The organism is Flavobacterium sp. MMS24-S5 (assembly GCF_050320125.1).
Lineage (GTDB): Bacteria > Bacteroidota > Bacteroidia > Flavobacteriales > Flavobacteriaceae > Flavobacterium > Flavobacterium tyrosinilyticum.
This window is the reverse complement of sequence record NZ_CP190016.1, coordinates 3,581,297-3,601,099: the sequence shown is the minus strand read 5'-3', so window position 1 is coordinate 3,601,099 and position 19,803 is coordinate 3,581,297. Positions and strand designations below refer to the sequence as shown.

The 19,803-nt window shown below is 33.5% G+C and carries 20 protein-coding genes and 1 pseudogene; 10 read left to right on the top strand and 11 right to left on the bottom strand.

Annotation, left to right across the window (positions count from 1 at the left end; genetic code table 11):
- Both ACPWTF_RS16545 and ACPWTF_RS16540 read right to left on the bottom strand, forming a co-directional pair.
- Positions 1-1,236, bottom strand: a complete 1,236-nt coding sequence (locus tag ACPWTF_RS16545) for an aromatic hydrocarbon degradation protein (RefSeq protein ID WP_427872198.1) — start codon at positions 1,234-1,236, stop codon at positions 1-3.
- The gene (locus tag ACPWTF_RS16540) at positions 1,237-2,565 is read right to left on the bottom strand and encodes a DUF4270 family protein (protein WP_427872197.1); all 1,329 of its coding nucleotides are present in this window, start codon (positions 2,563-2,565) and stop codon (positions 1,237-1,239) included.
- Positions 2,566-2,796: 231 nt separating this feature from the next.
- On the opposite strand from ACPWTF_RS16540, the gene ACPWTF_RS16535 reads away from it, so the two are divergent.
- The 7 genes from ACPWTF_RS16535 to ACPWTF_RS16505 all read left to right on the top strand — a co-directional run bounded on the left by ACPWTF_RS16535 (position 2,797) and on the right by ACPWTF_RS16505 (position 7,635).
- Complete coding sequence (locus ACPWTF_RS16535; RefSeq protein WP_427872196.1) at positions 2,797-3,636, top strand: DUF6268 family outer membrane beta-barrel protein; 840 nt, start codon at positions 2,797-2,799, stop codon at positions 3,634-3,636.
- Between the two features lie 14 nt (positions 3,637-3,650).
- Positions 3,651-4,658 carry a Kelch repeat-containing protein gene (locus tag ACPWTF_RS16530; RefSeq protein ID WP_095927887.1) on the top strand — a complete coding sequence of 336 codons (1,008 nt, stop codon included), beginning with the start codon at positions 3,651-3,653 and terminating at the stop codon, positions 4,656-4,658.
- Positions 4,648-4,974 carry a DUF4907 domain-containing protein gene (locus ACPWTF_RS16525; protein ID WP_427872195.1) on the top strand — a complete coding sequence of 109 codons (327 nt, stop codon included), beginning with the start codon at positions 4,648-4,650 and terminating at the stop codon, positions 4,972-4,974. The genes ACPWTF_RS16530 and ACPWTF_RS16525 overlap by 11 nt, the downstream gene beginning before the upstream one ends.
- Entirely contained in the window at positions 4,975-6,090 is a 1,116-nt protein-coding gene (locus ACPWTF_RS16520) for a sensor histidine kinase (RefSeq protein WP_427872194.1), read from the top strand.
- Positions 6,091-6,102: 12 nt separating this feature from the next.
- Positions 6,103-6,318 carry a hypothetical protein gene (locus ACPWTF_RS16515; RefSeq protein ID WP_427872193.1) on the top strand — a complete coding sequence of 72 codons (216 nt, stop codon included), beginning with the start codon at positions 6,103-6,105 and terminating at the stop codon, positions 6,316-6,318.
- 19 nt (positions 6,319-6,337) lie between these two features.
- On the top strand, positions 6,338-6,814 hold the full coding sequence (locus ACPWTF_RS16510; protein WP_427872192.1) for a protocatechuate 3,4-dioxygenase: 477 nt from the start codon (positions 6,338-6,340) through the stop codon (positions 6,812-6,814).
- A gap of 107 nt (positions 6,815-6,921) precedes the next feature.
- A complete protein-coding gene (locus ACPWTF_RS16505) occupies positions 6,922-7,635 on the top strand; it encodes a LytR/AlgR family response regulator transcription factor (protein WP_427872191.1) in 714 nt (237 codons plus the stop codon).
- A 90-nt stretch (positions 7,636-7,725) separates the two neighbouring features.
- Here ACPWTF_RS16505 and ACPWTF_RS16500 read toward each other — a convergent pair whose 3' ends face one another.
- Together ACPWTF_RS16500 and ACPWTF_RS16495 are read right to left on the bottom strand one after the other, a co-directional pair.
- Complete coding sequence (locus ACPWTF_RS16500) at positions 7,726-8,244, bottom strand: gamma carbonic anhydrase family protein (RefSeq protein ID WP_427872190.1); 519 nt, start codon at positions 8,242-8,244, stop codon at positions 7,726-7,728.
- Positions 8,245-8,254: 10 nt separating this feature from the next.
- The gene (locus ACPWTF_RS16495; RefSeq protein ID WP_095927893.1) at positions 8,255-9,244 is read right to left on the bottom strand and encodes a PorP/SprF family type IX secretion system membrane protein; all 990 of its coding nucleotides are present in this window, start codon (positions 9,242-9,244) and stop codon (positions 8,255-8,257) included.
- Positions 9,245-9,387: 143 nt separating this feature from the next.
- On the opposite strand from ACPWTF_RS16495, the gene ACPWTF_RS16490 reads away from it, so the two are divergent.
- The 3 genes from ACPWTF_RS16490 (at position 9,388) to ACPWTF_RS16480 (ending at position 11,741) form a co-directional block, all read left to right on the top strand.
- On the top strand, positions 9,388-10,287 hold the full coding sequence (locus tag ACPWTF_RS16490) for a NifU family protein (protein ID WP_250834113.1): 900 nt from the start codon (positions 9,388-9,390) through the stop codon (positions 10,285-10,287).
- Positions 10,288-10,431: 144 nt separating this feature from the next.
- Positions 10,432-10,842, top strand: a complete 411-nt coding sequence (locus ACPWTF_RS16485; protein ID WP_427872189.1) for a YtxH domain-containing protein — start codon at positions 10,432-10,434, stop codon at positions 10,840-10,842.
- 86 nt (positions 10,843-10,928) lie between these two features.
- Complete coding sequence (locus ACPWTF_RS16480) at positions 10,929-11,741, top strand: mechanosensitive ion channel family protein (protein ID WP_427872188.1); 813 nt, start codon at positions 10,929-10,931, stop codon at positions 11,739-11,741.
- Between the two features lie 3 nt (positions 11,742-11,744).
- Here ACPWTF_RS16480 and tsaB read toward each other — a convergent pair.
- The 7 genes and pseudogenes from tsaB to ACPWTF_RS16445 form a co-directional block, all read right to left on the bottom strand.
- Positions 11,745-12,415 (bottom strand): annotated as a pseudogene (gene tsaB / locus ACPWTF_RS16475) (tRNA (adenosine(37)-N6)-threonylcarbamoyltransferase complex dimerization subunit type 1 TsaB).
- Between the two features lie 89 nt (positions 12,416-12,504).
- Positions 12,505-13,797, bottom strand: coding sequence for an efflux RND transporter periplasmic adaptor subunit (locus tag ACPWTF_RS16470; protein ID WP_427872187.1), 1,293 nt, complete (start codon positions 13,795-13,797; stop codon positions 12,505-12,507).
- Between the two features lie 6 nt (positions 13,798-13,803).
- Entirely contained in the window at positions 13,804-15,255 is a 1,452-nt protein-coding gene (locus ACPWTF_RS16465) for a TolC family protein (protein ID WP_427872186.1), read from the bottom strand.
- Between the two features lie 85 nt (positions 15,256-15,340).
- On the bottom strand, positions 15,341-16,462 hold the full coding sequence (locus ACPWTF_RS16460) for an efflux RND transporter periplasmic adaptor subunit (protein ID WP_095927900.1): 1,122 nt from the start codon (positions 16,460-16,462) through the stop codon (positions 15,341-15,343).
- 37 nt (positions 16,463-16,499) lie between these two features.
- Positions 16,500-17,765 (bottom strand): ABC transporter permease, encoded by a 1,266-nt coding sequence (locus ACPWTF_RS16455; protein WP_095927901.1) that lies wholly within the window; start codon positions 17,763-17,765, stop codon positions 16,500-16,502.
- A gap of 2 nt (positions 17,766-17,767) precedes the next feature.
- Complete coding sequence (locus ACPWTF_RS16450; RefSeq protein ID WP_095927902.1) at positions 17,768-19,012, bottom strand: ABC transporter permease; 1,245 nt, start codon at positions 19,010-19,012, stop codon at positions 17,768-17,770.
- Positions 19,005-19,706, bottom strand: a complete 702-nt coding sequence (locus ACPWTF_RS16445) for an ABC transporter ATP-binding protein (RefSeq protein WP_427872185.1) — start codon at positions 19,704-19,706, stop codon at positions 19,005-19,007. Before ACPWTF_RS16445 ends, ACPWTF_RS16450 begins: the two co-directional genes overlap by 8 nt.
- Positions 19,707-19,803: the final 97 nt, after the last annotated feature.

Genomic DNA, 19,803 nt, shown 5'->3' with positions numbered 1-19,803 from the left:
TTATTCAAACTTTCGCTTGACGAACCAAATTCCGTCCAACGACAAATTGATTGATATTTTATGGTAATTTTCTTTTATTAAATCATTTGCAATTCGGCCTTTCTGCCCATAAGAATACGAAATGTTAAGTGACGAAAATGTGTTTTCAATTGGCAAGTTTAATCCAATAGAAACAGACGCATTATTGACACGATGTTTATCAACTTCAAGATAGCCATTATCAAAATTTACACCTGCAGAATACCCTACTCTATCCCAATATTTCCTAATATTCTTTTTAGCATTATAGGAAATTCCGAGTGCAAAACGGTCTTGATTTACAAATTCTCCATAAAGTTCAGATTGCTTTGTGCTATCCCAGAAACTCTTCTCATAATCTAAAGTTAGATTCAAATTATTTTTAAATCGTTTACTGACTCCAAAACCTAGCTCTAAAGGCATGTAATAATCGTCTGTATCTGTAGCTACATTGGTTTCTACAGCAGTCTCCACTTCATCTGCAATACTTGCTACCGACTGCACTTTGGACGCTTTTATTCTTGACGGAACTTTAACTGTTGTCCCGATTGTAAAAGTAGAATCTATTTTGAATTGCCCCCCTAATGTTGCGCGTACGCCATTATAATCTGTTTTTTTATGTATGGTCGTAATGGCATTCGAAATCAAAAAAGCACGATCGTCTACTGTATTTCCAAAAAGAAACGTTCCTGTTGCTCCCAATGTTAATTTTTTTCCAAATCTATATCCGTATGAAAAATCCAAATTGTTTAAACCTCCAGATCCCTGTGCCGTCACATAATAATATTCCTGACTATCGGCAATGGGAAGTTTTAAATTTGAAATCTTAAACACCGAACTAGAATAAGGACGAAGTGCTAAACTAAAACCAGAATTTTTAGTAACTGGAAAAGCAAAAGCCAAATGAGAAAATTGAAAATTATTTCGCTTTTCTGTACGAGTACTGCTCTGATAAGTTGTCGCAATGGCTTTCCCTCCAATATCAAAAAGAAAGTGATTCTGATACATAAATCCTAAAGATGCTGGATTTAGATTATTAATAAAAGTATCTGAAGGCAAAGCAATTCCAGAACCACCAATTGAAGGCAGATTACCAAAATCTGAATCGTACAAACTTCCGACACCATAAAGTGAATATGGAGAACTTGAGATACTTTGAGAAAATGAAGTCAGCGACATTAAAAGGAAGCAACTCCATAAAACAATTTTATTTTTCATTTAGTAAGAGATGTAATAAATTTTGAGCTGAATTTTGTTGTCGACATGTTTTTGATTCCCTAAAATAATTCGGTTAACCGATTTAGAAATTGAGGGTAATGTGAGAATAAGCGATGATCTAGCATCAGCTTGCTTAAGCATTTCTTTTTGAAGAAAAGCGCCAACTGGAATTGTATACCCTACATTTTCATTAAACTCGTCGCTCTTTTTATTCAATATTCCATAGACAGTGGTTCCTGCAGAATTCACCAATGTTCCGCTTATTCGATTTAAATTATCACCAATATAAACCGCCAAAGAATCTGCCAGAGGATATTTATCAGAATAAGAATTGTTGATTGGCTTCACGACTAATTCTGCATTTACAATAGCTCCATTAGTTGAGATATTTTTAAACTGCTTGATATTCGGAAATTCAACCCTACAAGCAACTCCTGTTCCTGACTGAATAAATCCTTGATTATTGGTTAACTTACTAGAAAGGTTACTGCTAGAAACGGGAAGATTTTGCAGTATTGTTCCCGTTTTATCCAGAGAAATAGAATTGAACTGTTTTGTGTTGTCAATAATTGTAAAATCGAGATAATAAGAAGCTTGATCTGCATCTCCTTTATATTTTGAATAATACAATCTAACTTTACTGTTTCCCCCACTAAATCCGATTACACTAGAAGAATTGGATGTGTCTGGAACCAAAACAAGTCCTTTTAAATATTCGGTAAAACTATCTAAATCTGTAACTTCTTTCTTTTTAAGTTTCTGAAAGAGATCTTCTCCAAACTCATCATCCATTTTAATATTTATAGAGTCCTTTTGTGTTGGTCTTGGCATAAAGGATATCTTTCCCAAGCTTTCAGAACTATAATTAAATGCCGAATTGTTGTATAAATCACTCTCGCCAGTATTGGCCTTAATTTTTTGAAGCAAACGATGAATATCAAATGTTTGAACTTTTGTAGTATCTCCGTAATAATATTTATCATATTTCAGAATCATCGAAATAGAATCGAAAACATAATTTACCGATTCAGTATCAGAGCCTGAACTATTTAAGGTATAAATATTGCTTGAAACCTGAAAATAGCTGTTTGATTTTACTTTTCCAAAAACAGGATCATCATAATTTCCAACCAAGATTCTGTTTTTAGCCGAAGTTACCAGCGAGTCAAAATTGATGGTTGACATTTCTACTGTCACAGTATCTATCATAATCACTTTATTGCTTAAAGCCAGATAATCTGAACCAACGGTAAATTCTCCAGTATCTGTATCTGTACCGCATGAAAATAGGGTAAATACAAAAAGCAGTATCAATATAAACTTGTGCATAATTTAATTTTTGGGCAAATATAAATTGTGCACTTTGGCAACACACTATAACATATACTACCGCGCTTTTTTAAGCTACAAATTGCGCAAAACGATCTATAATCTGAATTCTCTTCTCAAATTTTAATTCGGCCTTAAAAACAGCGATTTTGTCTATCAAAACGCCTCATACATATATCTTCTTTTTTTTAAGGGCTCCATCCATCTAATTTTGAACCAATAAAATAAATAATGAAAGTAAGGTTTTTAGTTTGTTCTCTTTTTTTGATTTCGTTTTTAGGTTTAAAAGCTCAGGAAAACTTTGGCGCTACGGCAAATTTTAAAACTGAGCCAACAGAAAAGATAAATTTTAGCGAAACAGATGTTGCTGTTTTTTATGAGAAGAAACTAGGAACAAAAAGCAAAATAACAAACACGTTAGAATATTCTAATTTGAAGGTGAATTACGAATTCAATCCCTATAATTTTTATGCGGATGAGGATAAATTCAATCAAGTTCAAAACAAATTCGAATATTCGTCTGAAATATCAGAAAAAACAAAATGGCAATTTTCTGTAATTCCGACAGCAAATTTCCAGAGTAAACTGGACTTTTCGAACCTGACAGTTCTAGGAAGTTTGACAGTAAGCCAACAGTTGACTTCAAAAATAAATTTAATTGTCGGAGCTGGCAGAACATCGATTTTTGGAGCCCCAAAAATAACGCCGATTGTGGTTTTTGATTATAAAATGAATGAGCAAACCGATTTTAAAATTGGGTTTCCAGATTCGAGAATTTCTTATTCTAATAATGATCGAAACCAATTCAGTATGACGAATAGTTTTAATGGAAATTTCTATCATTTGGATGAAACAAATAAAGATAATAATGCCGAAAAAGCAGTTTTATCGCAAATGACATCGGCTTTAGAATATGAAAGAAATGTTACTGGCAATTGGTTTTTAAATTTTAAAGCTGGTTACGATTTCAACAAAAAATACAATTTACTAGATAACAGTGACCATAAAGTATATGACTATAATAGCGGAAATGGTTACGTTTTAGGAATAGGGATCAAATACAAACAATAAATATTAAATACACTATGATTAATCTAAAAAAAGGAATTTTATTCACCGCGCTTTTTTCAAGCCTCTTTTTGATAAGCTGCAGCAATGATAATGATGATGATGATTTGATGGGTAACTGGATTAAAAAATCAGCTTTTGACGGTCCTGCAAGATCTAGTGCAACAAGTTTCGTTATCGGAGATTATGCTTATGTAGTTGGTGGCTATACTGGCGATGTTTATTTAAAAGATTTATGGGTTTATAACTCAAACGGAGATTACTGGGAGCAAAAAGCAGATTTTGGAGGCGTAGGAAGAAGTTCTGCGTCTAGTTTTGCATTAAATGAAAAAGGTTATGTTGGTCTTGGTTATGATGGAACGAACAAACTGAAAGACTTTTACCAATATGATCCTTCTGCAAATAGCTGGACACAAAAAACAGATTTTGCAGGAACAGCGCGTTATGCCGCCGTAGGTTTTCAAGTTGGCGGTAAAGCCTATTTTGGAACAGGTTACGACGGAAACTATTTGAAAGATTTCTATCAGTACGATGATCAGGCAAATACGTGGACTCTGGTAAACGGTTTTAGCGGTAACAAAAGACGAAATGCAACGGTCTTTACAATTGCAGACAAAGCATATTTAGTTACTGGTGTAAATAATGGAGTTTACCAGGAGGATTTCTGGGAATTTGATCCAGCAACAGATGTCTGGACCAGAAAAAGAGACGTTGACAAAGATACAGATGACGATTACAGCTACAATGATGATTATGCTATTGTACGTTCTAATGCTTCAAGCTTTTCTATGAATGGATTAGGATACATTATAGGTGGTGAAAACATAAAAACAGTTTGGGAGTACAATCCATCAACTGATTTATGGACAGAAAGAACTCCAATGGAAGGCGCTACAAGAACAGATGCTGTTGGTTTTGCCATCAACAACCGTGGGTTCTATATGTTAGGAAGAGTTGGTTCTACTTATTTTGATGATGCTTGGGAATTTAGCCCATTAGACGAACAAAGCGACGATGATAATTAATATTAAACAATTCTTCTGGAGTAACATCCAGAAGAGTTTTGTAGTTTTTGCTATTCTATTCTTCATCGCTTGTGCGAAAAAAGAAACCTTAACAACAGCTTCTTTTAAAACAAACTCCGGTTGGGGATACACCATTGCCTACAAGGAAAAAATTTTAATTAAACAGTCTGTTATTCCCGTAATAAGCGACACTAAAAGTTTTGAAACAGAAACAGATGCTCTAAAAGTTGCAGATCTTGTTAAGCAGAAGCTCCAACAAAACTTATCTCCAACGGTAACTAAAAATGAATTAATTTTATTAAAAATAAAATTGTAAATGCAGATCGATACCATTAAAAATACAGGCTATAACAAAATATTATTCCATTCTATGATATGGATTTTCTTTATTTTAACTTCTTTGATTCAATTTTACGAAAGTCCATTTAAACTCGACAGCGATTTTTACGCCCAATGGTTTTCTGGAATTTTATTGTTTTATCTGAACTATTTTTATTTGGTTCCCAATTATCTGTTGCAAAAAAAATATTGGCTGTATGGTATATTTGCTATTGGCCTGATTGTACTATTTATGGTAATAAGATTTAATTATTTTGTTCCTGAATTTAGACATTTAAGACCTGAAAATGCAATGTATGCTAAGACCGTTATTCGTGACCCCCATTTTTTTCCGAGAGACGGCAGAATGCACCACAGAGTAGAAATGAGACAGCCGTTTTTTTTTAAGATTGCTCCTTCATTTTTCTACATCCTGATCATTACCATTTCAGCAATTATTAGAACATTAACTGAATTTTATAATAATCAACAAAATAAACTGATTGCCGAAACACATAGAACAAATACAGAATTGATTTATCTGCGTAAACAAACCAATCCGCATTTTTTATTCAATTCTTTAAACAGTATTTATTCTTTGGCACACAAAAAATCTGATTTGGTCCCTGATGCCATCGTGACTTTGTCTGAACTTATGCGCTACATGCTGTATGAGACAGATAATAAAACGGTGGCTTTAGAAAAAGAAGTCAATTATATCCAGAATTATATCGAGTTGCAAAAGCTGCGATTAAATAATATCGAAGACATTGTTATAAACGTACATGGCGATACTAAAAATAAATTTATTGAGCCTTTGTTACTGATTTCTTTTGTCGAAAATGCCTTTAAGTATGGAACAGATTATAAAGGCGCGGCTCATGTAAAAATTAAGATTCTAATTACAGATCATAATCTGGATTTCTGGATTGAAAACACCATTGAGAATTACGTAAAAGATCCTGAAAACTCAGGAATCGGATTGGTAAATATTCAAAGCCGTCTTGATCTCTTATATCCTAACGCACACGAACTAACCATTACTCAGGATAATGAATATTACCGAGTTCATTTGAATTTAAAGTTGGACGAAATTAAAACTGCGATACATTAAACAAAACTGATTATGGACAGAAAGAAATTTATCCGAAATGGTATTTTGGGCATTGCATCATTGGCAACAGCTTCAAAATTTTTAGAATCTTGTTCTAAAAGTGACAATGACGAAACTGACACAAGCAATTCTGGAGACGGAAGCTGTACAGTTTCTCCTTCAGAAACAAAAGTGTCCATTCCCTATCAAAACGCCAAGTCAGCTGGTTTTAGAAAACATCAAATCTGATCGTGTTGGAATTGCGCTATTGATTAATTTAAAAATCGAAAATAAAAGCAACAATTGCGAACCTCTTTCGGGAGCTTTAGTAGATGTTTGGCATTGCGACAAAGACGGAAATTATTCCGAATATGGCGGCACGCAAATGCAGCAGACAGATTATACTTCTGTTCATTTCCTTAGAGGCAGACAAACTTCTAATGCTAGCGGAGAAGTTTCTTTTATTTCAATTTATCCTGGTTGGTACCAAGGAAGAGCGCCACATGTGCATGTAGAAGTTCTATCGAGCACAGGAACTTCTTTATTGGTAACGCAGATTGCTTTTCCTGAAACCATTTCAAGTGAAGTATATTCAAGTACCAATTATGCCGCACATGGGCAAGCAGATACTGCAAATACAAAAGACAATGTTTTTGCTGATAGCTTATCCGACGAGCTAGCTACAATAAGTGGTAATTTGACAGATGGCTTCACATTGACTAAAACTATAACTGTTAACGCATAATTTTGATTTGTAAAAACCAGTATTTTATGAAAATTTTAAAACTTAATTTACTGGTTTCAAACTACTTTTGACTGCGAAATAAACTTTAACAAATTAATGCCGAAAAGATGAAATGTGTAATTATTGATGACGAACCTTTAGCTGTAGACTTATTGCAGGATTTTGTCAAAAAAGTAGAGGCTCTAGAGCTGGTAAGCACTTTCAATAATGCTATTGATGCTGTTTCATTTATCAACCAGAATAATATTGATTTGGTTTTTCTAGACATCCAGATGCCTCATTTTTCTGGAATTGATTTTTTAAATACAATTGAAAAAAAACCTCTTGTTATTTTTACAACTGCTTATTCTGATTATGCTGTAGAAGGTTTTAATTTGGGCGCTGTGGATTATTTAGTGAAGCCAATTCCGTTTCATCGATTTTTGAAAGCAGTCGTAAGAGCACAACAAGTCTTGCAACCTGTAGCCAATACTGCAATTGCAGAAAACAATAATGCACCCGAAATTGAGCAGGATTTTATGTTTGTTAGGGCTGAATATGAAAATGTAAAATTAAATTTTGCTGATATTCTTTTTATTGAAGGCTTAAAAGATTATGTCAAAATTTATACAACAGATAATAAATTTACACTGACATTAATTAGTTTGATCAAACTTGAAAATCTACTTTCAAGCAAAGGTTTTGCCAGAATTCATAGATCGTATATCATCAATATCAAACATGTAAAATCGATTCAGAAAAACAAGGTTTTAATAAGCGATAAAAGAATTCCAATCAGCGAAAGCTATAAAAATACTTTCTTCGAAAAAATCAATCTATAAATTTCTGAAATTCCAATAATAAAAAATTCCAAATTCCAAGGATCTGATCTTTTTGGAATTTGGAATTTCTATTTTGGGATTTTATTATTTTTATTTTTCTTCTTTAAACCAACTAGAATACATCACATAATTGTTTGAAATACGTCCTATTTCGCCTGCAAAATCAGATTGATCGATGTCTTTTACTTTTTTGGCAGGAACTCCAGCATAAATACTTCCAGAGGTTACAACGGTATTCTGAGTTACAACAGCCCCAGCAGCAACAATAGCATTGCTTTCTACTACACAGTTATCCATTACAATTGCTCCCATTCCGATTAAAACATTATCAAGAATAGTACAGCCATGCACAATTGCGTTATGTCCAATTGAAACGTTATTTCCTATAATGGTTGGGTGTTTTTGATATGTACAGTGAATTATGGCACCATCCTGAATGTTAACCTTGTTTCCGATTTTAATGAAATGAACATCTCCCCTCACAACAGCATTAAACCAAACGCTACAAGATTCTCCAAAAGTAACATCTCCCACAATAGTCGCGTTTTCGGCAACATAACAGTCCTCTGGAATAAGAGGTGATTTTCCGTTTACAGATTTAATAAGCATAATAATAATTTTAGTTAACCGCAGGACAATTACAGTCGTAACGTGCTTTTCTGCAGAATAAATTAACTCCTAAAGTAATTTGATGAAAACCGCCTGTATCAAACTTAACATCTCCCATTAACTGAGTATAGGTGTAAGCAAACATAAAGTTCTTGAAATTAACTCCAACAATCGGTGTAAAGTATTGTAATTTTTGAGACGACACTCCAGTTCCCGAAATATATTGCGCACCATCAAAACCTCTTCTATAAGATAAAGCCGCCCATAGACTTCCAAAATCCATGTTTTTGTAGGCTTTCATATTCAAATCAAGCGTTTTTGCTTTTGTCTGATCAAATAGCTGAAAAAGAAAAGAAGGCTCCCAAGTCCAACTGCTATTTTTTCCAAATACATAACCAGCGCTCAATAAAAACTTTCTAAGATTATCCGATTCATAATCAGTATATAATTCTCTTCTAGTTTCTAACAATCCTTGAACTGTTGCGTGTGCATAGAAATCTAAATAATTATAAGACGCTCCAACGTCAAGATTGAAATAAGAATCTTTCTGAATTGACCCAAAAACAATTGGATCAAAAGTTCCGCCAAATTTAGTTTCGTCCAATTGGCTTTGTATTAAACCTCCGCTAATTCCAAAAGACAACTGATTCAAATCTAATTCATCTCTTGAAAACATAATATGGTGCGCGTAAGTCAATTTCACACCTTTTTGAGAATGATATCCGTTTTTATCATTAAAAAGAATTATACCAGCTCCAGAACGTTCTCCAACTCTTCCGTTAAAACTTAGAGTCTGTAAAGATGGAGCATCTTCTTCTCCAAACCATTGCTTTCTGGCCGTTAATCTTATTTTGGCACAGTTAGCCGCGCCAGCCATAGAAGGGTGAATTAAGTAATAATTATCAGACAAATAATCCGAATAAACAGGTAGTCCCTCTTGAGAGTAGGAATAAAAAGTAGTAATAAGAAAAATTAATAAAACCTTGATTTTAAATTCCATAAAGACAATTTTGTTTTCATATAATTTTCACTCTTGCAATTTAACACGATTTATTTGAAAAGAGTCTTAATTATTTCATTAAAAAATCAAATATAGCCATTAGTAGAAAATAACTTTAGTAAATTTGCAAAAAATATATTACCATGACTAAAATCACTATAAAAGAAACTCAAAATCCAACTATTTTAAAGTTCGAATTTGATGATTTCATTACTCAAAATCAAAACTTTGAATTCAAAAATATTGATGAGGCGCAAGCTTCTCCTCTAGCACAGCAATTATTCTATTTACCGTTTGTTAAAACAGTTTATATCTCAGGAAATTTTATCGCTATCGAAAGATATAGCATTGTAGATTGGGATGATGTAAAAGACGCGGTTGCAGAGCAAATTAGTGCTTTTGTAGACAAAGGTGGCGTTATCATTAAAATCGACGAAACAAAAGCAAAAAAACAGCCTATTACAGTTTACGGAGAAACAACTCCAAACCCTTCTGCATTAAAATTTGTTGTAAGCAGAATGTTAACTCGCAATGCTGTAGAATATAAAAATATTGACCAGACTGCTTCTTCTCCATTAGCTCAGGAATTATTTAAATTTCCTTATGTGAAAGAAATTTTTATTGACGAAAATTATATTTCGGTAACCAAATATGAAATCAATAATTGGGATGAAATCACTTTAGAATTAAGAACTTTCATTAAACAATTTATTGAAAATGGAGGAACGGTTTTAGACGAAAGTTTAATCGAAACTAAAGTCAAAAATGAAGCAACAAAAGATGAAGCTTTTGATAAATTGGATGTTACTTCACAGCAGATCATCAATATCTTAGAAGAGTATGTAAAACCAGCTGTAGCCGCTGATGGTGGAAACATTGCTTTTGAATCTTATAATGAAGATGACAAAACAGTAAAAGTACTATTGCAAGGCGCTTGCAGCGGTTGCCCTTCATCTACATTTACTTTAAAAAGCGGTATCGAAAATATGCTGAAAAGCATGCTGAATGATGACGCTATAAAAGTAGAGGCATCAAATGCATAGTTTGACTAAATTATTATTCAAAAGCGTCTCATTGAGGCGCTTTTTTTATTATTAACCACTAGTTACCAATTATTTACCATTTAAAAAACGAGTAATTCTATAAAATTAATTAATATTGTAATCTTAACCAATTAATTAACAACCATGGGATTATCTTCATTTTTTAAAAATCTATTTGGCTCAACCAAAGAGTCTGTAACTGAATTGGCAAATAATGCCGAAAGTACTTTTGAACAAGCAAAAGAAGCTGCTGCGCCATATATCGAGAAAGCGGAAGCTTTTGCAGAAGAAGCAATTGAAAAAGTAAAAGAAGTTTCGGAACCTATTATTGACAACGCAGCCGAGTATGCTGAAAAAGCAAAAGATACCGTAAGCGAATATGCCGATAAAGCCGCTAAAGTAGTAAATGATGTAGTCGATTCTGTTAAAGAAAAAACAGCTTCTGCAGTAGTTAGCGAGAAGCCAGAAACTATTTCTGAAACCGTTGTTGATGTAAGCGAAAAATCGGCTGCAGAAGTAGAAGAAATCGCCGATGAAGCAGCCGACAAGGCCTAAACATACTTTTCTGATAATGTAAATATTTTTATATTTGCACTACTAATATACCTTCTCTTTTGAGAAGGTTTTTTTATTTGAAAATCATGAACATTAGCCCAGAACAAGTCAGTAAATACGTTGCTCGATTTATTGATATTTTAGTCGATTATTCACCAAAACTGATTTCTGCATTTTTAATCTTATTTGTTGGTTTATATGCCATCAGATTGATTAATCGAATTATTAGAAAAATAATGATTCAGCGAAATCTCAATCCAACCTTAACAAAATTCTTAGCTGACATTTTATTATGGGCTTTAAGAATTTTATTATTTGTAACCTTTATTTCTAAATTAGGAATTGAAACTTCTTCATTTGTTGCCATTTTAGGAGCAATGGGACTTGCGGTTGGCTTATCATTACAAGGATCACTTTCTAATTTTGCTGGCGGAATGCTTATTATTGTTTTTAAACCATTTAAAGTTGGAGATACGATAGAAGCACAAGGCATTGTTGCTACGGTTGAAGAAATTCAAATTTTTGTAACAAAAATGATTACTGGAAACAATCAGACTGTTTTTGTTCCCAATGGTGCTTTGTCTAACGGAAATATTATTAATTATTCCATGAAGGGAGAAAGAAAAGCCGACTTGACATTTTCAGTTTCCTACGACTCTGATATTAAAAAGGCAAAAGAAATTCTCTTAGATGTCTTGCTTAAAAACCCAAAGGTTCTTAAAAACCCTGCTCCAGAAGTCTTTGTGAAAAATTTATCTGCAAGTTCGGTGGATTTTGCAGTTCGCCCTTGGGCTAAAAATGCCAATTATGGAGCCGTTTTTTCTGAAACATTAGAAAACTGTAAAATAGCATTAGACGAAGCCGGAATATCGGTTCAACCCTACACTATACAAAAATAAATATTACTGTTTCTTTGGAGGAGCAATCATAAAATCTTTTAAATAATAAGGTTCAAAATAAGCGACATCTACAGTGTCGCTTTTTTGATACTTATCAAAACTGATTTTACTCATGGCTTTCGCTGAAGGATATTTTATGTCTTCTAAAAACACAAAATTGTCTTTAGTCAAAACAGATTTACATTTATCAGCACAATCGCCAACAAAATAAAGTTTCTCTGTATATTCTTGAAATGAATTTTCGTCAATAATTTCAGCTTGGATAGCCCTTTCGACTGTCAAATCTGAATTAAAAATAGCGCTGTAAACTTCCATACGGCGCGCATCTAACATCGGTATAATTTTTCCGTCTGTAACTCCAGCCTGAGAAGCTAGAGCATGTAAAGTGTCGACAGCAATTAACGGAATATTTAAAGCATAACACAACCCTTTTGCTGCTGAAACCCCAATTCTTAAACCTGTGTAAGATCCTGACCTTGACTAACCGCAACAGCATTTAAATCCTTTGCCGAAATGCCTGCTTTTGCTATTACTTCTTCAATAAAAACATGAAGTTTTTCGGCATGCGAATAGCCTTCATCTGCCAATTCATTGCAAACAATTGTTTCACCATCTTTTGCAATAGATACAGAACAATTTTTAGTAGCCGTTTCGATATTGAGAATAAAAGACAAAATATGTAGTTTTAAAAATTAATTATTGATGTCAGGCTGTGCGAAGTTGCAACTTCGAATTCGCTCAGCCTGACAATATGCTTATATTGTTATTTTTTTGGAGCTTCAGCTTTCTTAAGCTTTACCTTGTCTCCAGAATTAAGATCTTTAGAAACTGTTGTGTAAGGCCCTGTAATTACGACATCCCCAGGTTTAAGACCAGACATTACTTCAATATTAGTATCATCCTGAATTCCAGTTTTAATAACTCTAATCTTGGCCTTATCTCCAACTTTCACAAAAACACATTCGAATTTTTTATCGTTTTTTGGAGCTGCTTTTTTATCTTCATTTGGATCTTCAACCTTAAAATCTTTTACAGCAGTAGTATCCGACTTTACGACAACAGAACTAATTGGCACTGCCAAAACATTGTTTTTTGTTGTTGTAATAATATCTACAGTAGCAGTCATTCCTGGTCTAAAAGGAGAATATGTACTTGGTTTTCCTTCTAACAAATCTTGATAAGAATCTTTCAGAATACGAACTTTAACTTTAAAATTCGTTACCTGATCTGAAGTTAATGTTGTGCTTGCAGAATTAGAAATACTGGTTACAACGCCCTTAAATTTCTTTTTTAAATAAGCATCAACTTCAACATTTGCTTCATCTCCAATTTTAATTTTTACAATGTCATTTTCATTCACATCTACTTCAACCTCCATATTGTTTAGGTTTGCCACACGCAAAAGCTCCGTTCCGGCCATTTGCTGTGTTCCTAAAACTCTTTCTCCCAATTCTACATTTAATACCGAAATGGTTCCATCTGCAGGAGAATAAATTGTGGTACGTCCTAAATTATCTCGAGCTTCAGTAACAGATGCCGAAGCACTTTGAACATTGTAATAAGCGCTTTGTTTTGTTGCTTTGGCCACTTCAAAAGTAGAAATAGCTTTATCCCAATCTGATTTTGAGATTACACCTTTATCATACAATATTTTATTACGCTCATAATTTGCTTTTGCCTCTTTAAAACTTGCGTCAGACTGAGTTAGACTTGCTTTTGTTCCAGCTAAATTTGCAACAGATCTTTCTAGTCCAGAGGTATATAAATCGGGATTTATTTTTACTAATAAATCTCCTTTTTTAACCACTTGCCCTTCTTTTACATTTAATGAGATAATCTCGCCTGACACCATCGAAGCAATTTTAACTTCAATTTCAGGCTGAATTTTACCTGTTGCCGAAACAGTTTCAACAATTGTTGAAGCAGTTACATTTGCAATTTCTACTTCTTTTCCTTCGTCCTTATTTCCTATTACTCCAGCCTTAGAAAGACCGACCAAAGCTGCAATAATAACTATTGCACCACCTAATAAGAAATAAACAGTTTTTTTTGACATAATGAATTATTTTGTAATAATTGGAACAATTGGAATTCCGAAATAAAACTCTAATATTTTAATTTTAAACATGTAATCGTATTTTGTTCTGATAACATCCGACTGCGCATTAGTCAATAATGTTTGAGCTTGAGTGAAATCAAATGAATTCATTAAACCAACATCATATTTTTCTTTTGCATAATTGTAAGCCTGCTGTCTTGCCTCTAAAGTTACAGTAGAAGATTCATATGTATTTAGAGCTCCTCTTGCATCTGTAAAAGCGGTATACACGTTACGTTGCAAATCTAAACTTTTTTGCTCTAAATCTATTTTAGATTTTTCTAAACTTACTTTATTACGTTCTACATTATTTCTTACTGAGAAACCATTAAAGATAGGAACGGAAAGCTGAAATCCAAAAGATTGCCCTTTGTTATCATTAAACTGGTCAAATATTGGATCTGCTTTACCTAGAACAGGTGTGTAGTTATCCTGAAGAACTGCCTGATTTGTTCCTTCAACATATCCAATCTGTGAAGTAGGATTGGCTGTATTTGGCGTTGTTCCTCTTATTACATCACTGTAACTTGCTCTTGTATTAAAATTGTAGAAAGCACTTAAAGTTGGCTGAAAAGCTCCTTTTGCAATAGCAACATTTTTCTCTGCAATTTCAAGATTAGTCTGTGCTAACTTTAACTCTGTTCTAGTTTCCTTAGCTCTATTGTAAATTTCAATTGGACTCTGAGCTAGAATATTGTTTTCATCTGCTACATTCGTATCGTCAACTACATCAAAATCTGCAAACTCTTTTAATTGTAAAAGCTGAGCCAAACTCAATTTAGAAATCAATAAATTGTTTTCAGAAACTGCAATGTTTTGTTTATCTGTTGCAACAGTAGCTTTCAAATCGAACAAATCTCCACGAGGAATAGTTCCCGCATTTACCATTTCTTCAGAACGCGCATATCTTTTCTCGTCGATTGTTAACTGCTCTTTTTTAACTTTCAAATCTTCTTTATTAGATAAAATCTGCAAAAATGCGCTTGCCACATTCAGAGAAATATCTTCTTGCATTTTTAAAAGCTGATATTGCGAAGAAATGATTGTTAATTTCGCTTTTCTCATCGTATTTTGATTCTGCAGACCTTTGTAAATATCTACACCAGCACTCAAACCAAGAGAAGAATATTGTGTAGTTTGATTACGTAAAATACCCGTTGTAACATCCTGGTTCAAACCGATATTCCAAGAATGAGAAGCATTTCCGTTTACCGATGGAAGATAATTTCCTAATGCTGCTTTTTTATCAATAGCAGCATTCTTTAAATCCAATTCCGATTGTTTGATTGTGATATTATTTTCGAGTGCATATCTCACACACTCTTCCAAAGTCCATTGTTTTGATTGTGCCTGCCCAGTTAATCCGAATCCGAATAACACTGCAAAAACCAGACTATTATATTTATTTATTTTCATATACTTTTAATGAAGGCGCAGTAAACCGAACTACGCAAATTTAACATTTTTAAAACCAAAAAGATCCTTAACCTTTCAAATTAGCTTATTTTTTTTCTTTGTCCCCTTCGTTAATCAAGCCCTGATTCCAGATTTTAATTTTATCTGTATCACTTATACCGCTTTTAACTTGAACGTAGATTCCGTCGCTTACCCCCAGAACCAAATCTCTTCTTTGAAATTTCTGTGGAGCATTTTCGACTTCTACATAAGGCTTTTGTGTTTTTTTGTCAAATTGAACCAAAGATTCTTTTATTGCTAAAACTTTCTCTGCTTTCTCCAAAATAATAGAAGCATTGGCACTTAAACCAGCTCTAATAAAAGTATCATCTCTGTTGATCATTTGTGCTTTTATTTCAAATTGGATTGCGCCATTTTCTGTAACTCCTTTTGGAGCGATATAGTTTAAAACTGCATCAAATTTTTTGTTTTCGATAGCACCAATTGTAATCTCGATTGGCATTTTTTCTTTAATTTTTCCAACCTCAGATTCATCAATTTTTCCTATAAAAATCATTCTTCCAACATCGGCAACACTTGCAATTGTAGTTCCCTCGTTAAAGTTATTACTTTCGATAACTTGGTTTCCTACTTTTACTGGAACGTCTAATACCATTCCGTTCACTGTAGAACGAATTAATGTATTAGCATAATTTCCTAAAGATGAAGTTGTTCCTGTCTTAACAATATCCAAACCTTGTTTTGCAGCCAGATAATTTTGTTTTGCCTGATTGTAAGCCAGCTGTGCAGCATCATAATCATTTGCAGAAATTACATCTTTCTCAAACAATGTTTTCTGTCTTTTGTAGATTTTTTCCTGATTATCTAATGCTATTTTAGCAGTCTGTACCTGATTCTGAGAGCTACTTACATTCGAAACGTTTGCTACAACTCTAATCTTAGCAATCATATCGCCAGCTTTGATTTTTTCACCAGCTTTGATGTACACTTCTTCAATAATACCTGAAATATTTGGTTTGATTAAAACTTCTTCATCAGGCTGAATATTTCCTGTCGCAATAGTATTTTTTACGATAGTTTTTATTTCTGCTTTTTCCGTTTTAAATACAATCGGTGATTCTTGGTTTTTAGCATACAAATAGTAAAGCGCGCCAAAAAAAACAACTGCAATAAATATTAAAATGGTTACGGTTACTCCTTTTTTCATTTGTTCTTGGTTTAATCGATTTATTTTGATTGATAATTTATTCTGTCCTTAATGCATCTACGGGTTTCACATTGATGGCGGTCTGTGCCGGTATAAATCCAGCGAGCAAACCAGATCCGACCAATATAATTAATGCTACAAATACAACTCCTAAATCTACAGTTGGATTAGCAAACATAGTATTTTGATCAGGAGGCATCGAATCTAATACCATATTTAAAAGTGCTATAATTCCTGTTGCAACAGCAATTCCGAGCATACCCGAAATAATGGTTAAAAATATAGACTCTGATAATATTTGTCCTCTAATGGCTCCAGGCGTTGCGCCCAATGCTCTTCTAATTCCGATTTCTTTTGTACGTTCTTTAACCACAATCAGCATGATATTCGAAATTCCGATTACACCCGAAATCAAAACTAATGTTCCTACGAAATAGGCAATTACTTTTAGGATATTAAATAAGCTTTGTACTTTATTAAACTGCTCATACAAATCAAAATTTCCAACCGCTCTTTCATCTGTCGGATTTATAGAATGCAGTGCTTTTATAATCTCTAAAATTTTCGGCTTTAAATCGGTTATAGAAGTTTCGTCTTTTGCCGTAAGCGCCATCCATCCCACTTTATCTCCATAGTTAAAGGCTTGCTGAAAAGTTGTAAAAGGAATAAAAATATTCTTCTGTTCCTGTTCTGCATTTCCTCCCTGCTGTTTCGATTTATAAACTCCAACAACCATAAAATTAATGCTGTTAATTTTTATATAAGTTCCAACCGCTTCCTCCTCTTTACCATAAAGCTCACTGATAACTCCTTTACCAATTACGCAAACTTTTCTTCTCTGCTCAATATCCTGCTGATTTACAAATCTTCCTTTAATAATATCCATCGGCTGTTGTTTAATCAGCTCTGGGTAATCTCCATAAATTGTAAATGCAGAAGTTTTTGTGCCTCTTACCACGTTATTTGTTCCGTTAAAATCACCTAATTGATTTCTCGGAGAAACATATAATAAATCTGGCAATGCTGCTTTTAAAGCTGTTACGTCGCTATTTCTAAAGTCATATCGTCTTGTTTTTGGTAAACCTTTATACGCCTTAGAAGTAGTCTGGCTCCACATAAACATGGTATTGGTCGCGATTCCATCAAAACCTTTTTTAATACCATTTTCCAAACCATTACCTGCAGCAAGTAAAATTACCAAGATAAAAATACCCCAAAAAACACCAAAAGCTGTCAGGATAGTCCTGAAAGGATTGGCGGTTAAGGCCTGTAAAATCTCGTCCCAATTATCTTTTTTAAACATAATTATTCGTCTCTAAGTGCTACAATAGGTTTAATTTTGGCTGCTCTGTAGGCTGGGAAAAATCCTGCCATTGCTCCGGCAAAAACAAGTAATACCAAAGTAGTTAAAGCTACACTAAAATCTACTTCAGGGTTTCTGAAATACTCGCTCTGAACCATCGGACCAACGAACTCCAATAAAGCAAGACTGGCCAATAACCCCACAAAACCAGCAATGGTTGTAATAAAAATCGATTCATGAAGAATCATCGTGATAATAGAAAAAGGCGAAGCTCCCAGTGCTTTTCTAATCCCGATTTCTTTTGTACGTTCTTTTACAATAATAAGCATGATATTACTTACTCCAACAACTCCTGCTATAATGGTACAGATACCAACCCACCAGAAAAAGAGTCTGATATATAAATTTAAATCGTAAAACTGTTTAGCGTCTTTAACTGAATTATAAACTCCTACACCACCATCATCTTCAGGAGCTACAACGTTTTTACTTTTTAATAAGTTTTTTAAATCTTGGGTAAATTTTTCTGATTGAGCCAATGCTTCATCATAATCGCTTGTCTTTTTTAGGGTAAAAAACAAGTTGCTAATTTTATCGCCACCTCCAAATGTTTTCTGAACTGTAGTTAAAGGCAAATAAGCACGAGTCTCTTCTCTTTCTCCTCCTGGATCTGTAAAAACTCCAACGACTTTAAAGTTAATGTTGTTTATTAGGATTTCTTCTCCTATTGCCTCTTTGTCTTTAAGCAAATCGGTTTTTAATTTCATTCCGATTACAGCCACTTTTGCATTACTTTCTAAATCCTTTGCGTTTACATAACGGCCTTGAACTATGGTTAAATTCTCAATTCCGCCATAATCTGGATTTACTCCTCTAAATTGATAATTACCAGATTCTTTGCCATAAGCAAAAGACTGCCCCCAATAATTATTTGTTGAGGCTCTCAAATCTAATTTATCTTCGAATTTCTGTACCGATTGATTATAATCGCTATTGCGAAATTGAATTTGTCTCCCTGGATTTAATCCCTTATATTCTTTAGTAGTAGTTCCAGACCAAACCTCTATAATTCCAGCCGCATCGCGTTCGAATTGTTTTTCAATTCCGTTCTGAAGACCTTTTCCTGCACCAAGCAAGATTACCAAAATAAAAATTCCCGAAGCCACAGACACTCCCGTTAAAAATGTTCTTAAACGGTTTTTAGAAATGGCCTCAAATATTTCCTGCCAACGTTCAATATTAAACATAAGACGAAGCTCTAACTTGTTCTACTCTTTTATCATCGATAATTAATCCATCTTTTAGGACTACATTTCTTTTGCACATTGCTGCAATATCAGGTTCGTGTGTCACAATCAAAATTGTTTTTCCCTCGTCATTAATCCCTTGAATAAGCTCCATAACTTCATAAGAAGTTTTGGTATCAAGAGCTCCCGTCGGTTCATCGGCAAGTAACACTTTCGGATTCGAAGCTAATGCTCTCGCAATAGCGACACGTTGTTTTTGACCTCCAGAAAGTTCATTTGGCAAATGGTTAACATGAGAACCCAAACCTACTTTCTCCAAATATTTCATTGCTATCTCGTAACGTTCCTTCCTTTTAACACCTTGATAATACAAGGGCATCGCTACATTGTCTAATGCTGTTTTGTAATTTATTAAGTTAAAAGACTGAAAAACAAAACCTAAAAATTTGTTACGATATTTTGAAGCAATTGTTTCGTTTAATTTCTTAATTGGTGTTTTGTCTAAAATATAACTTCCTGAATCGGCTTCATCCAAAATTCCTAAAATGTTAAGAAGTGTTGATTTACCCGAACCAGACAATCCCATGATTGCAACCAATTCTCCTTCCTCTATATTAAAATTAATCCCTTTTAATACATGTAATTGTGAACTTCCCATTTTATAGGATTTGTGTAAATCTTTAATTTCAATCATGGTATTGTTAAATTTTTTAGACAATAATAACGTATTTATTAAGTAATTTATGATAATAAAAAGTTAATACTTATGTTATCTATTTTATATTAGACTA

What these genes read in the sequence shown, in the direction of transcription:
- ACPWTF_RS16455 (WP_095927901.1), bottom strand. Translation starts at nt 17,765, where the DNA reads ATGTTTAAAAAAGATAATTGGGACGAGATTTTACAGGCCTTAACCGCC.
- ACPWTF_RS16490 (WP_250834113.1), top strand. Translation starts at nt 9,388, where the DNA reads ATGACTAAAATCACTATAAAAGAAACTCAAAATCCAACTATTTTAAAG.
- ACPWTF_RS16465 (WP_427872186.1), bottom strand. Translation starts at nt 15,255, where the DNA reads ATGAAAATAAATAAATATAATAGTCTGGTTTTTGCAGTGTTATTCGGA.
- ACPWTF_RS16520 (WP_427872194.1), top strand. Translation starts at nt 4,975, where the DNA reads ATGCAGATCGATACCATTAAAAATACAGGCTATAACAAAATATTATTC.
- ACPWTF_RS16450 (WP_095927902.1), bottom strand. Translation starts at nt 19,012, where the DNA reads ATGTTTAATATTGAACGTTGGCAGGAAATATTTGAGGCCATTTCTAAA.
- ACPWTF_RS16480 (WP_427872188.1), top strand. Translation starts at nt 10,929, where the DNA reads ATGAACATTAGCCCAGAACAAGTCAGTAAATACGTTGCTCGATTTATT.
- ACPWTF_RS16530 (WP_095927887.1), top strand. Translation starts at nt 3,651, where the DNA reads ATGATTAATCTAAAAAAAGGAATTTTATTCACCGCGCTTTTTTCAAGC.
- ACPWTF_RS16525 (WP_427872195.1), top strand. Translation starts at nt 4,648, where the DNA reads ATGATAATTAATATTAAACAATTCTTCTGGAGTAACATCCAGAAGAGT.
- ACPWTF_RS16460 (WP_095927900.1), bottom strand. Translation starts at nt 16,462, where the DNA reads ATGAAAAAAGGAGTAACCGTAACCATTTTAATATTTATTGCAGTTGTT.
- ACPWTF_RS16445 (WP_427872185.1), bottom strand. Translation starts at nt 19,706, where the DNA reads ATGATTGAAATTAAAGATTTACACAAATCCTATAAAATGGGAAGTTCA.
- ACPWTF_RS16470 (WP_427872187.1), bottom strand. Translation starts at nt 13,797, where the DNA reads ATGTCAAAAAAAACTGTTTATTTCTTATTAGGTGGTGCAATAGTTATT.
- ACPWTF_RS16485 (WP_427872189.1), top strand. Translation starts at nt 10,432, where the DNA reads ATGGGATTATCTTCATTTTTTAAAAATCTATTTGGCTCAACCAAAGAG.
- ACPWTF_RS16505 (WP_427872191.1), top strand. Translation starts at nt 6,922, where the DNA reads ATGAAATGTGTAATTATTGATGACGAACCTTTAGCTGTAGACTTATTG.
- ACPWTF_RS16540 (WP_427872197.1), bottom strand. Translation starts at nt 2,565, where the DNA reads ATGCACAAGTTTATATTGATACTGCTTTTTGTATTTACCCTATTTTCA.
- ACPWTF_RS16535 (WP_427872196.1), top strand. Translation starts at nt 2,797, where the DNA reads ATGAAAGTAAGGTTTTTAGTTTGTTCTCTTTTTTTGATTTCGTTTTTA.
- ACPWTF_RS16500 (WP_427872190.1), bottom strand. Translation starts at nt 8,244, where the DNA reads ATGCTTATTAAATCTGTAAACGGAAAATCACCTCTTATTCCAGAGGAC.
- ACPWTF_RS16545 (WP_427872198.1), bottom strand. Translation starts at nt 1,236, where the DNA reads ATGAAAAATAAAATTGTTTTATGGAGTTGCTTCCTTTTAATGTCGCTG.
- ACPWTF_RS16495 (WP_095927893.1), bottom strand. Translation starts at nt 9,244, where the DNA reads ATGGAATTTAAAATCAAGGTTTTATTAATTTTTCTTATTACTACTTTT.
- ACPWTF_RS16515 (WP_427872193.1), top strand. Translation starts at nt 6,103, where the DNA reads ATGGACAGAAAGAAATTTATCCGAAATGGTATTTTGGGCATTGCATCA.